The organism is Kitasatospora sp. NPDC006697, assembly GCF_042869935.1.
Lineage (GTDB): Bacteria > Actinomycetota > Actinomycetes > Streptomycetales > Streptomycetaceae > Kitasatospora.
Window position 1 is genome coordinate 120,254 of the sequence record NZ_JBIAGU010000019.1, and the last position, 12,980, is coordinate 133,233.

The 12,980-nt window shown below is 74.7% G+C and carries 13 protein-coding genes; 6 read left to right on the forward strand and 7 right to left on the reverse strand.

Annotated elements, in window-relative coordinates:
* Window positions 1-15 precede the first annotated feature (15 nt).
* Window positions 16-1,431, reverse strand: a complete 1,416-nt coding sequence (locus tag ACFYNO_RS25200) for a hypothetical protein (RefSeq protein ID WP_388016648.1) — start codon at window positions 1,429-1,431, stop codon at window positions 16-18.
* Window positions 1,432-1,673: 242 nt separating this feature from the next.
* Here ACFYNO_RS25200 and ACFYNO_RS25205 point away from each other — a divergent pair, with 242 nt between their 5' ends.
* Window positions 1,674-2,714: a cytochrome c oxidase assembly protein gene (locus tag ACFYNO_RS25205; RefSeq protein WP_388016651.1), complete on the forward strand. Its 1,041-nt coding sequence runs from the start codon at window positions 1,674-1,676 to the stop codon at window positions 2,712-2,714.
* 23 nt (window positions 2,715-2,737) lie between these two features.
* Window positions 2,738-3,313, forward strand: a complete 576-nt coding sequence (locus ACFYNO_RS25210) for a nucleosidase (RefSeq protein ID WP_388016654.1) — start codon at window positions 2,738-2,740, stop codon at window positions 3,311-3,313.
* An 18-nt stretch (window positions 3,314-3,331) separates the two neighbouring features.
* Here ACFYNO_RS25210 and ACFYNO_RS25215 read toward each other — a convergent pair whose 3' ends face one another.
* Window positions 3,332-4,111 carry a ZIP family metal transporter gene (locus tag ACFYNO_RS25215; protein ID WP_388016657.1) on the reverse strand — a complete coding sequence of 260 codons (780 nt, stop codon included), beginning with the start codon at window positions 4,109-4,111 and terminating at the stop codon, window positions 3,332-3,334.
* Window positions 4,112-4,291: 180 nt separating this feature from the next.
* Here ACFYNO_RS25215 and ACFYNO_RS25220 point away from each other — a divergent pair, with 180 nt between their 5' ends.
* The 3 genes from ACFYNO_RS25220 to ACFYNO_RS25230 all read left to right on the forward strand — a co-directional run bounded on the left by ACFYNO_RS25220 (window position 4,292) and on the right by ACFYNO_RS25230 (window position 6,865).
* Window positions 4,292-4,918, forward strand: coding sequence for a DUF4291 domain-containing protein (locus ACFYNO_RS25220; RefSeq protein WP_388016660.1), 627 nt, complete (start codon window positions 4,292-4,294; stop codon window positions 4,916-4,918).
* A 25-nt stretch (window positions 4,919-4,943) separates the two neighbouring features.
* Window positions 4,944-5,558, forward strand: a complete 615-nt coding sequence (locus tag ACFYNO_RS25225) for a DedA family protein (RefSeq protein ID WP_388016663.1) — start codon at window positions 4,944-4,946, stop codon at window positions 5,556-5,558.
* A 68-nt stretch (window positions 5,559-5,626) separates the two neighbouring features.
* Entirely contained in the window at window positions 5,627-6,865 is a 1,239-nt protein-coding gene (locus ACFYNO_RS25230) for an MFS transporter (protein ID WP_388016666.1), read from the forward strand.
* 7 nt (window positions 6,866-6,872) lie between these two features.
* Here ACFYNO_RS25230 and ACFYNO_RS25235 read toward each other — a convergent pair whose 3' ends face one another.
* From ACFYNO_RS25235 to ACFYNO_RS25255, 5 genes are all read right to left on the reverse strand, one after another.
* Window positions 6,873-7,238, reverse strand: coding sequence for a nuclear transport factor 2 family protein (locus ACFYNO_RS25235; RefSeq protein ID WP_388016669.1), 366 nt, complete (start codon window positions 7,236-7,238; stop codon window positions 6,873-6,875).
* Between the two features lie 75 nt (window positions 7,239-7,313).
* Window positions 7,314-8,318, reverse strand: a complete 1,005-nt coding sequence (locus ACFYNO_RS25240) for an N-acetylglucosamine kinase (RefSeq protein WP_388016672.1) — start codon at window positions 8,316-8,318, stop codon at window positions 7,314-7,316.
* Window positions 8,319-8,357: 39 nt separating this feature from the next.
* Window positions 8,358-9,638: a 6-phospho-beta-glucosidase gene (locus tag ACFYNO_RS25245; RefSeq protein ID WP_388016834.1), complete on the reverse strand. Its 1,281-nt coding sequence runs from the start codon at window positions 9,636-9,638 to the stop codon at window positions 8,358-8,360.
* A 48-nt stretch (window positions 9,639-9,686) separates the two neighbouring features.
* Entirely contained in the window at window positions 9,687-10,880 is a 1,194-nt protein-coding gene (locus ACFYNO_RS25250; RefSeq protein WP_388016675.1) for an ROK family transcriptional regulator, read from the reverse strand.
* A gap of 162 nt (window positions 10,881-11,042) precedes the next feature.
* Window positions 11,043-12,074: a mechanosensitive ion channel family protein gene (locus ACFYNO_RS25255; RefSeq protein WP_388016678.1), complete on the reverse strand. Its 1,032-nt coding sequence runs from the start codon at window positions 12,072-12,074 to the stop codon at window positions 11,043-11,045.
* A 250-nt stretch (window positions 12,075-12,324) separates the two neighbouring features.
* On the opposite strand from ACFYNO_RS25255, the gene ACFYNO_RS25260 reads away from it, so the two are divergent.
* A complete protein-coding gene (locus tag ACFYNO_RS25260; RefSeq protein ID WP_388016681.1) occupies window positions 12,325-12,939 on the forward strand; it encodes an HNH endonuclease in 615 nt (204 codons plus the stop codon).
* Window positions 12,940-12,980: the final 41 nt, after the last annotated feature.

Below are 12,980 nucleotides of genomic sequence, written 5' to 3' on the forward strand. Positions count from 1 at the left end.
CTCCGGATCTCCTGGTCATCGGTACTCCGCCAGGCGCCGGCCGATGCCGGTCAGCACGCCTGCGGCGGCCAGCAGGGCGAGCACCCCGGCGGCGATGGCGACGGTGGCGGTGGCGTCCCGGCCGTCGGTGGCGGCGCTGGTGAACTCGGCCTGCTCGACCGTCACCGCGTCGGCCAGCGACTTGTCCAGCGCCTGGAAGGAGCCGGCGTCGCTCTTCGGGTCGCTGCCGACGGTCTGGTTCAGCGCGCCCTGGTAGTCGCCGCTGTTGTTCTTGTCGTCGGCCGCGTTGTGCTTGGTGGTCCAGTCGGTGAACTGGGTCCGGGCGTCGGCCAGTTTGGCCTTGGCACCGCCCGGGGCGAGCTGGGCGGCCCGGCTGAGCGCGCCGTCGTCGCCCTTGGAGGCCTTGGTCCACTGGTCCGCGTAGGCGGTGGTGGAGCCGCGGGCCACCAGGTTGAGGTTCTCCGCGGTGCGGGCCTGCAGGGTGTCGGTGCGGGCGGTGTCCAGTGCCAGCAGCGGGGCGGTGCCCCGGTCGATCGACTGCTGCAGCGAGGAGTCGGCGGCCAGCGAGGCGCCGGCCGTCCAGGCCAGCAGCACGAGCACCGCACCGGTGGCGCCCAGCAGGCCCGGGTTGAACACCCGGTTGGTCCGCCGGAACAGCACCAGCTGGAACCAGAGCAGCGCCAGCAGCACCACCACGCCCAGCGCGTAGGCGGCCCAGGGGGTGGACCGGGCGTCCGCGTAGTCGCGGTTCAGCCGGTCCAGCTCCACCTGGTAGAGCTGCTGGGCCTTGGGCAGGATCGCGTCCTTGGGCTGGACGCCCTGGGCGGCGTCGCCCTGCATGTTGGCCGAGGCCCAGCGCAGGTAGGCGGCGCCGAGCGGCAGGCCCTGCCGGTCGTCGGCCCGGGCGGTCTCCACCAGGCCCGCGTAGACCGGGACCTCCTGGTTGAGCTCGCGGATCAGCCGCTGCGCCGCCGGTGAGCCGTCGGAGCGCTCGGCGGCCTGGGAGAGCAGGCTGGTGGCGTTGTCCAGGTCGTCCTGGTAGCGCTTGCGCACGTCGGCCGGCTCGTTGCCGGCCAGCAGGAAGCCGGCCGCGGCGGTGGTGTCGGCGTCGGCCAGCGAGCGGTAGATCTCGGCGGCGTTCTGGCTCAGCGGCTGACTGTGCGTCACCACCTGGTCGGCGGCCGCCGTGCGGTCGTTGACCTGCCAGGCCGTCAGCGCGCCCAGGCCGAGCACCAGCACGGTCAGGCCGGTGGCGACGAGGCGCAGCCGGCCGGGTGCGGTGCCGGCCGAGGCCGCCAGCCGGTCCCGGAGCCCCGGCCGCACCGGCGGCCGCTCCGGCACGGCGGGCGCCCACTGGCCGGCCGGTGCCGACGGTGCCGTCGGTGCCACGGCGGCCTGCGGCGCCGTGCTCTGCGGTACTGGTGTTCCCACCCGCCCCTACCCTCCCCCAAGAGCCGCCCGGTCGCCCGGAACCGGCGTGCTGCCAGCAGTATGGCCACCAGGTCCCGCCGCTGACGAGCCCGGCGGGTCGCAAGACGCCGCGCGTACCCTATGCGGTTCCGACCCGCCCGGGGGAGGCGGGTCGGGCCCCCGGACGCGGTGATCGTCTCCGGATCGGCCATGATGGCTGGTTGGAACCGCCCAAACCGGGCGGAGCATGGAGCGCGAACGAGATGCAGACCGCACAGACCGTCCTGGCCGCCACCGGCTACCACGGCCCGCCGCCGTGGCAGTGGTCCGACCTGGCCACCTCGTGGACCGCCGAGCCGGTGGTGCTCGCCCTGTCGGTGCTGCTCGGCGGCGGCTACCTGCTCGGGGTGCGCCGGCTGGCCCGGGCCGGCACCCGCTGGCAGCCGACCCGGACCCTGGCCTTCCTCGGCGGGCTGCTGCTCTGGATCTGGTGCACCTGCTCGGGCCTGGGCGTCTACGAGCGGATCCTGTTCACCGACCGCGCGGTGCAGGTGGTGCTGCTGCTGATGCTGGTGCCGCTGCTGCTGGCGCTGGGGGCGCCGGTCTCGCTGCTGGTGGAGGCCTCGCCGCCGGCCCGGCGGGAGCGGATCCTGCGGGCGCTGCGCAGCGGGCCGTCCAAGCTGCTGATGTTCCCCGCCGTCTCCACCGCGCTGCTGATGGCGCCGCCGTGGCTGCTCTACTTCACCCCCTGGTACGAGAAGTCGCTGAGCAGCGGCGCCTGGAACACCGGCCTGCACCTGTCGCTGGTGCTGCTCGGACTGGCGTACTTCTGGCCGCGGCTGCAGCTGGACCCGGTGGGCCACGAGTACCCGCACCTGGTGGGCCTCTTCATCACCTTCGCCGAGGTGATCTTCGACGCGGCGCTGGGCATCGTGCTGATCTACGGCGGCCACATCGTCGCCCAGCACTACTACACCGCGCTGGACCGGCCCTGGGGGCCGAGCCTGGCGCAGGACCAGACCTGGGGCGGCAACAGCCTCTGGGTGCTGGGCGACCTGGTCGGCCTGCCGTTCCTGTGCGCGCTGGTGCGCCGGATGATCGTGCAGGGCCGGGAGGAGACCGCCGCGGTGGACGCGGTGCTGGACGCCCAGGACGAGGCCCGCGCCGCCGCCCGGGCGGCCCGCGCCGAGGCCCGGGTGACGGCCGGTCAGGCGGGCCCGGCCGAGCCCGAGGAGCCGGAGGGCTCGCGGCCCTGGTGGCTGGACGACCCCAACCTCAAGCACCGGTTCGGCGCCGGCTCCTGAGCGGGCGACTTAGCATGGCCGGCATGGAGCTGATCGGAACCATCACCCCGGACCGCCCGCTGCTGGTGCTCGCGCTGGCCGAGGAGGCCGCGCACCTGGACGGCGGCCTGCCGGTGCTGCTCACCGGCATGGGCAAGGTGAACGCCGCCGCCGCGCTGGCCGCCGTGCTGGCGGGCGGGCCGCACCCGGCGGAGGTGCTCAACCTGGGCACGGCCGGGGCGCTGCGTCCGGGCCTGGCCGGCCGCACCCACCGGATCGCCGAGGTGCGCCAGCACGACCTGGACGGCCGGGTGCTCTTCGAACTGACCGGCCGGCCCACCGGCGAGCCGCTGAGCCTGGCCGCCGACGGGCTCACCCTGGCCACCGGCGACCTCTTCGTCTCCGACCCGGCAGCCCGCGACCGGCTGGCCGCCGAGGCCCACCTGGTCGACATGGAGGGCTATGCGCTGGCCGCCGCGGCCCGGCGGGCCGGGGTGCCGATCCGGCTGGTCAAGCACGTCAGCGACGAGGCGGGCGAGGGCGCGGTCAAGGCCTGGCGGGAGAGCGTGGACGACTGCGCCCGGGCGCTGGCCGAATGGCTGGCGGCGGACCGGGCCTGAGCCCGGCCCGCCCCGGGCTCAGGCGCCGCCGGCGGTGACCACGGCGTCGGTGAGGAAGCCGGCGCAGAGGCCGGCCAGGATCATCCAGGTGGTCAGCTCCTTGAGCGCGGCCCGGCGGGCCACCGCGAGCAGCTCGATCACCACGTAGAGGATCGACCCGGCGGCCAGGCCGAGGAAGGCGATGCTCAGGTAGTCGTTGACCAGGTGCTGGCCGACCAGGGTGCCCGCGAAGGTCGGGCCGCCGCCGATCAGGCCGAGCAGCGCCAGGCTGCCCCAGGAGGGCCGGGTGCCCTCGGCGGCCAGCGGGGCGACGATGCCGAAGCCCTCGGTGGCGTTGTGCAGGCCGAAGCCGACGATCAGCAGCACGGCGAGCGAGATCTCACCGCTGGCGGCGGAGTTGCCGATCGCCAGGCCCTCGGCGAAGTTGTGCAGCCCGATGCCCACCGCGATCATCATCGCCAGCCCGGCCGCGCCCTGCTTGGCGTCCTGCCCGGCCCGCTTCCGGGCGTTCCACCGGTCGTAGTAGACCAGCCCGCACAGCCCCACCGCGAGCCCCGCCGCCAGCACCAGCCCGCCGGCCACGGCGGTGCCCCAGTGCTTGTCCCCGAGCGCCTTGTCGGTCGGTTCCCAGGCGTGCGTCAGCACGTCCCAGACCAGGAAGAGCAGGATCCCGATCGCCAGCGCGTTCAACCCCGCCCGCAACCGCGGCGCGGGATTGCGCAGCCGTCCGATCGGCAGTCCGAGGTAGATGGTGAAGCCTGCGATGGCCCCGAGCAGGGCTATCTGTCCGCTGGACATGCGAGTGCTCCGGAGGTTGGGGAGAGGGTCCGACGGGAGACAGTAGGGCAGGCAAGGCTCACCTAACAACCCGTCGCCCCAACGGTCTCACCCCGGACACGGAAAGATCACGCGGCGATACCCAGAGTCCCATGGAAAACCCAAGGACAGGCCAAGGGCTCACCGCTACGCTCCACGCCCATGACGAACAGCGGAGCCCTGGAGCTCCCGAGCCGCCGCATCCGGGCGGCCTGCACCGAGCGGACGGTGACGGTCTACCAGGCGTACGGCCCGGAGATCGGCGACCACGCGATCGCCCGGGGCGCGTTCCCGGAGAGCTGGTCGCGCACCCGGATGACCTGGGTCAAGCCCAGCTTCCTGTGGATGATGTACCGCAGCGGCTGGGGCGGCAAGCCCGGCCAGGAGCGGGTGCTGGCCCTGGAGATCAGCCGGGCCGGCTTCGACGCCGCGCTGGAGCGGGCCTGCCTCTCGCACTACGACCGGCGCGTGCACGCCGACCGGGCCGAGTGGGCCGGGCAGTTGCGCACCAGCGACGTGCGCGTCCAGTGGGATCCGGAGCGCGACCTGGACCTGCGGCCGCTGCCGCACCGCTCGCTGCAGCTCGGCCTGTCCGGCTGGGCCGCCGGGGAGTACGCCGACCGCTGGATCGAGGCGGTGCGCGACGTGACGCCGCTGGCCCGGCGGATCCGCGAGCTGGTCCGGGCGGGGGAGCGCGAGGAGGCCGCCGCCCTGTTGCCGCGGGAGCGGGAGTATCCGGTGGGTGGGAGGGTGAGAAGAAGCTTGGGAGTGTCGTCGGCGGCGCCGTAGGCGTCGAGGTGGAAGGGGTCGCGCGGTGGGGTCGATCACCGGCTGGCTGGCCGGGCTTTCCGGGCCGGTGGTGTACGCCGTGGTGGCGGGGCTGGTCTTCGCCGAGGACGCGCTGTTCGTGGGGTTCGTGCTGCCCGGGGAGACCGCGGCGGTGCTCGGGGGGACGATCGCCGCGGCGCACCGGGGGGTGAGCCTGCCGGTGATGATGGCGGTCGTGGTGCTGGCCGCGGTGCTCGGGGACTCGGTGGGGTACGCGGTCGGGCGCAGGTTCGGTCCGGCGTTGTTGCGGACCCGGTTGGCGGTGCGGCACGAGGCGAGGATCGGCAAGGCGCAGGAGTTCATCCGCGAGAAGGGGCCGACGGCGGTCTTCTTCGGCCGGTTCGTCGCGCTCTTCCGGGCGCTGGTGCCCACGCTGTCGGGCGTTTCGCGGATGCCGTACGGCCGGTTCCTGACCTTCAACGTGGCCGGCGGCGTGCTCTGGGGCGTCGGCTTCACCCTGCTCGGGTTCCTCGCCGGGGCTGCCTACGCCAGGGTGGAGCACCTGGTCGGCACGGCGCTCGCGGTGCTGGTCGCCGTGCTGGTGCTGGTCGGGCTCGGGGTCTGGCTCTGGCGCCGGCGCCGCCGCGAGCACCAGGACTGACGCCCGGACCGGGCCGCCGGCCCCGATAATCCGTTGACGCACCTACGGCCGCTGGCCAGGCTGGTCGGATGACCGCCACCCTCGCCCCGCTGCGCCGACTGACGTTCCGCCGCCTGGTGGTGGGGCGCAGCCTGGCCACGCTGGCCAATGCGCTGGCACCGGTGGCGCTCTCCTTCGCGGTGCTGGACCTGACCGGGTCGCTGACCGACCTGGGCCTGGTGGTGGGCGCCCGCTCGCTGGCCAATGTGGCGGCGCTGCTCTTCGGCGGGGTGCTGGCCGACCGGGTGCGGCGCGGGCTGATCCTGCAGGGCACCACGGTCGCCTCGGCGGTCAGCCAGGGGCTGCTGGCGCTCGCCGTGCTGGCGCACTTCGCCTCGCTGCCGCTGCTGATCGGGCTGAGCCTGGTGAACGGCGTGCTGGCCGCGCTCTCGCTGCCGGCCAGTGCCGCGCTGCTGCCCGAGACGGTCCCGGCCGAGGAGCTGCTGGCGGCCAACGCCGTCAAGCGCCTCGGCAGCAACGCCGGCTTCATCGTGGGCAGTTCGCTGGGCGGCGCGCTGGTGGCGGTGGTCGGCGGCGGCTGGGCGCTGGCGCTGGACGGCGCGGTGCTGCTGGCCGCCGCGCTCTGCTACCTGGCGGCCCGGCTGCCCGCGACCGCCCGGCCCGCCGAGCGCTCCCGGCCGATCGCCGAACTGCGCGAGGGCTGGCAGGAGTTCATCGCCCACCGGTGGGTCTGGGTGGTGGTGCTGCAGTTCCTGGTGGTGAACGCGGCGGAGTCCGGCGCGGTCACCGTGCTGGGCCCCGGGGTGGCCGACGCGACGATCGGGCGGGCCGCCTGGGGCCTGGTGCTGGCGGTGCCGATGGTCGGCGCGGTGGCGGCCGGCCTGCTGGTGGCCAAGCTGGCGCTGCGCCGGGCGCTGCTGGTCGGGGTCGCCGCCGTGCTCACCATGGCGCTGCCCTCGCTGGCGCTGGCCGCCCGGCCCGGGGTGCTGGTGCTGTCCGCGGCGATGTTCACCACCGGCTTCGCGATGGAGTTCTTCGGCGTGGCCTGGGACCTGTCGCTGCAGCAGAACATCCCCGCCGACCGGCTGGCCCGGGTCTACTCCTTCGACGCGCTCGGCTCGTTCCTGGCGCTGCCGCTGGGCGAGATGGCGGCCGGGCCGCTGGCGGCCCGGATCGGCACCCGGACCACCCTGCTCGGCTCGGCCGGGCTGATCCTGCTGGCCACGGTGGCGGCGCTGGCGGACCGCTCGGTGCGCGAGCTGGCCGTCCGCGAGCCGGAGCCGGTCGGGGAGCCCGTCCTGGCCTGAGGCGCCGTCAGGCCGGGACGGCCACGTCCTGGTACTCGCGCCAGTGCCGGACCAGCCCGCCGCGGACCCGGAGCATCAGCACCGAGACGGCCCGCTGCCCGCCCCCGGCCAGCTCGTAGTCGGCGATCAGCACCTCCGGGTCGGCGGTGCCGTGCAGCGCGCGCACCCGGAACTCCTCGACCGGCGCGGGCCGGGCCGCCGTGGCGAAGGCCCAGAGCCCGGCCGCCCCGGAGGCGCGCTGCGGCCGGCCCTCGTGCGCGTAGGGGAACTCCACCACGGCGTCGGCCGCCCAGTGCTCGTCGGCCAGCGCCGGCTCGCCGGCCAGCAGGTTGGCCCGGAACAGCTCGAAGATCTCCCGCGGCCCAGCGGCCATGTCCGCACCCCTCAGCTCTGCTACGCCCACGGACTCCAGTATTCCGCCCATGGGCCGCCACCGGGGGCGATTCCATCAGGCCGCGGTCGCCACCGCCAGCCGCTCGTAGGCGGTCCGCAGCCGGGCGTGCGCGGTGGTCGGGGCGGCCAGCCGGTCGAGGCCGAGCAGGGCCGCGCCGAGTACCGGGGGAGCGGTGACGATCCGGGGCTCGGCGAGCGGGGCGATCCGCCGCAGCCGCTGGTGGAGGTTCTCCAGCAGCAGCGGCTGACCGGCCGCCAGCACCCCGCCGCCGAGCACCACGGGCGTGGGCTCGTCCAGCAGCCCGAGCCGGCGCATCGCCACCTCGGCGAGCAGCGCGATCTCCTCCGCCTGCCGGTCCACCAGCCGCCGCGCCGTCGGGTCGCCGTCCCGCGCGCAGTCGAAGAGCACCGGCACCACCTCGTGCAGCCGCTCCCGGCCGAGCTCGCCCAGGTGCAGCGCCTCGGCCAGCGCGGTGGCCGAGGGCAGGCCGAACCGGGCGGCGATCGCCGGGGCCAGCCCGGTGGCCGGCCCGCGCCCGTCCTCGGCCCGGGTGGCGTGCCACATCGCGGCCGTGGCCAGGCCGCCACCGCCGCCCCAGTCGCCGGTCAGCGCGCCGAGCGCGGGGAACCGCGCGGTCCGCCCGTCCGGCAGCAGCCCCACGCAGTTGATCCCGGCCCCGCAGACCACCGCGACCCCGCGCGGCCCGTCGGTGCCGGCCCGCAGCAGCCCGAAGGTGTCGTTGGCGACCGCGGTCTGCAGCGCCCAGCCGCGGTCGGCCAGCTCCGCCTCCAGTGCCTGCTCCTCCACCGGCAGGTCGGCGTTGGCCAGGCAGCCCTGCAACTGGGCGGCGAGCGGCCGGTCCGCGGGCAGCCCGGCGGCCGCCGCGGCGGCGGCGACCAGCGGGGCGAGCCCGTCGACGGCCGCCCGCGGGCCGTCCAGCTGCGGGGCGAAGCCGCCGCCGCGGGCGGTGCCGAGCAGGGTGCCGTCGGCGGCGACCAGCGCGACGTCGGTCTTGCTGTTGCCCGCGTCGATGGCGAGCACGCCGGCCAGTTGCTCCATGGGGTTCCCCTGGGGTGAGTGCGGTGGTGTGACGGACCGTCAGGCCCAGGCCAGGTACTGCTTGTTGTGCGCGAGCAGGGAGTCGGTCAGCTGCTCGGCGCGGTCCAGCTGGCCGACCAGCGGGTGGGCCAGCAGCGCCTCGAAGACCCGCTCCCGGCCGCCCTTGAGCGCGGCCTCCAGGGCCAGCTGCTCGTAGGCGGTGGTGTGCGCGATCAGGCCCGCGAAGAGCGGCTCGACCGGGCGCTGCGGCAGCGGGCGGACCCCGGCGGCGTCCACCTCGGCCGGCACCTCGATCACCGCGTCGTCGGGCAGGAACGGCAGGATGCCGTCGTTGCGGGTGTTGACCACCTGCACGTCCGAGCCGCCCGCCGTGCCGAGCAGCGCGCCGATCAGCTGCACCGCGGCCTCCGAGTAGAAGGCCCCGCCGCGCTTGCCCAGCAGCTCCGGCTTGGTGTCCAGGGTCGGGTCCGCGTACAGCTCCAGCAGCTGCCGCTCGATCTCGGCCACCTGGGCGGCCCGCGAGCCCTGCTCGCGCAGCTCGGCGACCACCGTGTCGTGCTGGTAGTAGTAGCGCAGGTAGTAGGAGGGGACCACGCCGAGCCGGCGGACCAGCGGCAGCGGCAGGTGCAGGTCCTCGGCGATCTGGGTGCCGAAGCCGGCCAGCAGCTCGGGCAGCACCTCGCGCCCGGTGCGCGAGCCCGGCGCGTCGAGCAGGGTGACGCCGCGCTCCCAGGTCAGGTGGTTGAGGCCGACGTGGTCCAGCCGGACCAGCTCGGGCGCCACGCCCAGGTGGGCGGCGAACCTGCGCTGGAAGCCGATCGCCACGTTGCACAGGCCGACCGCCTTGTGCCCGGCGGTCTGCAGCGCCCGGGTGACGATGCCGACCGGGTTGGTGAAGTCCACGATCCAGGCGTCCGGGTTGGCCCGGCGCACCCGCTCGGCGATGTCCAGCACCACCGGCACGGTGCGCAGCGCCTTGGCCAGGCCGCCGGCGCCGGTGGTCTCCTGGCCGACGCAGCCGCACTCCAGGGGCCAGGTCTCGTCCTCGTTGCGGGCCGCCTGCCCGCCCACCCGCAGCTGCAGCAGCACCGCGTCGGCGCCGGCCACCGCCGCGTCCAGGTCCGTGGTGGTGCGCACGGCGGCCGGGTGGCCCTGCTTGGCGAAGATCCGCCGGGCCAGGCCGCCGATCAGCTCCAGCCGGTCCGCGGCCGGATCCACCAGCACCAGCTCGGCGATCGGCAGGGTGTCGCGCAGCCGCGCGAAACCGTCGATCAGCTCGGGGGTGTAGGTGGATCCGCCGCCGACGATGGCGAGTTTCAGAGACATCAGCTGCGACCCCTGTCGGGTGTGGGTGGGCGGTTGGTGGGGCTATGCGGTGGTGAAGACCTGTTCCCGGGCCTCGCCGAGGGCCCGCTGCAGCGCGCCGTGCAGTACCGGGGAGCCGGGCACGGTGCTGCTGAGCAGCCGGGGGCGGGGCACGGCCAGGCCGGTCAGTTCGTCCTGCACCAGGTCGCGCAGCCGCCGGCCGCCGGCGGTCGGGATGCCGCCGGAGAGCACCACCAGCTCCGGGTCGATCACCGCGACGATGGCGGCCAGGCCGGTGGCGAGCCGGTGGGCCAGTTCGGTGAGGAAGCCGTCCCCGGGGCCGGGGGTGTCGAGTGCCTTGGCGATCGCCGCCTCGGCGGTGCGGGCGGTCAGGCCGTGCTGCCGGGCCAGCGCCAGCACGCCGGCCGCACCGGCCAGCTCCTGGAAGCCGCCGGAGTTCTCCCGGCGCACGTTGCGCACCAGCGGGGCGCCGGGCACCGGCATGTAGCCGACCTCGCCGGCGCCGCCGGTGTGGCCGCGGTGCAGCCGGCCGCCGAGCACGATCGCGGCGCCGATGCCCTCCTCCGCCCAGAGCAGCACGAAGTCGGAGCTGCCCTGGGCCGAGCCGAGCACCTGCTCGGCGACGGCGGCCAGGTTGACGTCGTTCTCGATCGCGACCGGGGTGCCGAGCGCGGCGGTCAGCCGGTCGAGCAGGCCGGGCTCGTGCCAGCCGGGCAGGTGGGCGGCATAGCGCAGCTTCTGGGTGTTCGGGTCGAGCGCGCCGGGGGTGCCGATGGTGACCCGGTTCAGGCTGCCGGGCGCCAGGCCGGCTCGGTCCAGCACGGCGGCCACGCCGTCGGTGACCCGCTCCAGGGTGCCCGCGGCCTGCCGGCCCGGGGTGGGCACCAGGTGCTCGGCCAGGGTGCGGCCGGTGATGTCGGCGACGGCGAACCGGATCTGGGTGGTCGTCACGTCCAGTCCGGCGACGTAGCCGGCGGCCGGGTTCACCTCGTAGAGCTGGGCGTTGGGGCCGGGGCCGCCGGCCGTGGTGCCGACCGGCACGACCAGTCCCGCGGTCTCCAGCCGGGCCAGCAGCTGGGAGGCGGTGGGCTTGGAGAGGCCGGTGAGGGCACCGATCCGGGTCCGGGAGAGCGGGCCCTGGGCGAGCAGCAGGTCCAGCGCGGCGCGGTCGTTGATGGCGCGCAGTCGGCTGGGGGTGCCGGGGCGGGGCACGGGGGTGGGGGAGGCGTCGGTCACGTGCGCATCCTCCTCCGTCCGGCCGCGCGGCTGCCAACTCCTGACGATTGGAAACTTTACTAACAATTCCGGGGGTGTCAATGCGTCGCGCGCCGGGAAAAGCCGGAGCCCCGCCCGCCGCGGAGGCGGCGGGCGGGGCTCGGTGGGGCGTGTCCCGGTGGGTCAGGGCAGCTTGCTGAAGGCCTGCTGCTCCTCCGGCGAGGGCGGCGGGATCGGCCGGCTGGCCAGCGAGCGCAGCGAGGAGGGGTCGGCCAGCGCCGAGGGCGCCTGGGCGTCGGGGGTCGTGACCGCCTTCGGGGCCGGCCCGGCCTCCTCCTTGAGCTTGATCCCGGCCTCGTCGAAGGCCGCCTTCAGCCGCCCGCGCAGCGCCCGGGCGACCAGCTGCGCCTTGCTCGGCATGGTCCTCGCCTGCACCCGCAGCACCACGGTGTCCGCCGAGACCGACTCCACCCCGAGCACCGTGACCGGCTCCCAGAGCAGCTCGTCCCAGGGCGACTCCTTGGCGAAGGCCTCGGCGCTGGCCAGGATCAGTTCCTGCACCCGGCCCAGGTCCTCGCGGTAGCCCACCTGGACGTCCACGTTGGCGGTGGACCAGCCCTGGCTCATGTTGGCGATCCGCTTCACCTCGCCGTTGCGGATGTACCAGATCTCGCCGTCCCCCCCGCGCAGCTTGGTCACCCGCAGGCCGACCTCCAGCACGGTGCCGCTGGCCACGCCCATGTCGATCTCGTCCCCGACGCCGTACTGGTCCTCCATGATCATGAAGACCCCGGAGAGGAAGTCGGTGACCAGGTTGCGGGCACCGAACCCGAGCGCCACCCCGGCCACCCCGGCGCTGGCCAGCAGCGGGGCCAGGTCCACCCCTATCTGGGAGAGCACCATCAGCGAGGCGGTGCCCATGATCCCGAACGAGGCCACGCTGCGCAGCACCGAGCCGATCGCCGCCGAGCGCTGCAGCCGCCGCTCGGTGTTGACCAGCAGCCCGCCCAGCCGGCTGCTGGTCTCGTTGTCGGAGTGCTCGGCCTCCCGGGCCATCCGGTGGATGAACTGGTCGATCAGCTTGCGGACCACCGCCCGCAGCACCAGGGCCAGCAGCACCACCAGCACGATCCGCAGCAGCCCGTCGAGCCAGGCCTGCCAGTTGGCGTCCAGCCAGCCGGCCGCCTCCCGGGTACTGGAGGTGACATCGGTCACGGTGGAGCCCTCCTGATGGTCACGACACGTTCGGACGCCAGCCTAGCGAGCGTTCGAGTGCGCCAAGGCGCAGGTCTGGGCATAGATGGCAGTACCACGGGCGTCCGCCGAACCCGCGTCCGCCCGTTACCCGGTAGTGGTGGCGCCGTACAAACTCGTAAGGCGACACTGGGGGTGATCGCGCAGAGATGCGCGGTCATCCGCTCGTCCCGGCGCGAGCCACGCGCCGCAGGCGTCCAAGGAGGCATCCGTGCCGCATGTCCTGGTCCTCAACGCGTCCTACGAGCCACTCGGCGTCGTATCGATGCGCCGCGCCCTCATCCTCGTCCTCAACCACAAGGCGGTCAGCCTGGAGGACTCGGGTGTCACTATGCACAGCGCCACCAGCGCCGTTACGGCGCCTTCCGTGGTGCGGCTGACCCGGTTCGTCCGGGTGCCGTTCTGCGGACCAGTACCGCTCACCCGCCGCGCACTGTTCGCCCGTGACCACGGGCGTTGCGTGTATTGCGGGGCCGCCGCGACCAGCGTCGACCACGTGATCCCGCGCAGCCGCGGCGGCCAGCACCGCTGGGACAACGTGGTGGCGGCCTGCCGCCGCTGCAATCACGTCAAGGCCGACCGCCACCTGACCGAGCTCGGGTGGCGGATGAAGCGACCTCCGGCCCCGCCCAGCGGGCTCGCCTGGCGCATCATCGGAACCGGGATCAAGGACCCGCGCTGGCGGCCCTACCTGGAGCCGTACGGCGGCACGGACCAGTTCCGTGACTTCGAACACCACGACCATACCGGTGAAGCGGGCGCCCCCGTTCCGCTGGGCCGGTCGCGCCCCGTCCACCGCGGCGAGCCCGAGACGCTCACCGCCTGACCAGCCAAGGCCGCAGTACCCCGGTAGCCTCATGGGCCGGC

Bases quoted from the DNA above. Each gene is read 5' to 3' on its own strand.
- ACFYNO_RS25205 (WP_388016651.1), top strand. From the start codon at position 1,674: ATGCAGACCGCACAGACCGTCCTGGCCGCCACCGGCTACCACGGCCCG.
- ACFYNO_RS25210 (WP_388016654.1), top strand. From the start codon at position 2,738: ATGGAGCTGATCGGAACCATCACCCCGGACCGCCCGCTGCTGGTGCTC.
- ACFYNO_RS25215 (WP_388016657.1), bottom strand. From the start codon at position 4,111: ATGTCCAGCGGACAGATAGCCCTGCTCGGGGCCATCGCAGGCTTCACC.
- ACFYNO_RS25220 (WP_388016660.1), top strand. From the start codon at position 4,292: ATGACGAACAGCGGAGCCCTGGAGCTCCCGAGCCGCCGCATCCGGGCG.
- ACFYNO_RS25230 (WP_388016666.1), top strand. From the start codon at position 5,627: ATGACCGCCACCCTCGCCCCGCTGCGCCGACTGACGTTCCGCCGCCTG.
- ACFYNO_RS25235 (WP_388016669.1), bottom strand. From the start codon at position 7,238: ATGGCCGCTGGGCCGCGGGAGATCTTCGAGCTGTTCCGGGCCAACCTG.
- ACFYNO_RS25240 (WP_388016672.1), bottom strand. From the start codon at position 8,318: ATGGAGCAACTGGCCGGCGTGCTCGCCATCGACGCGGGCAACAGCAAG.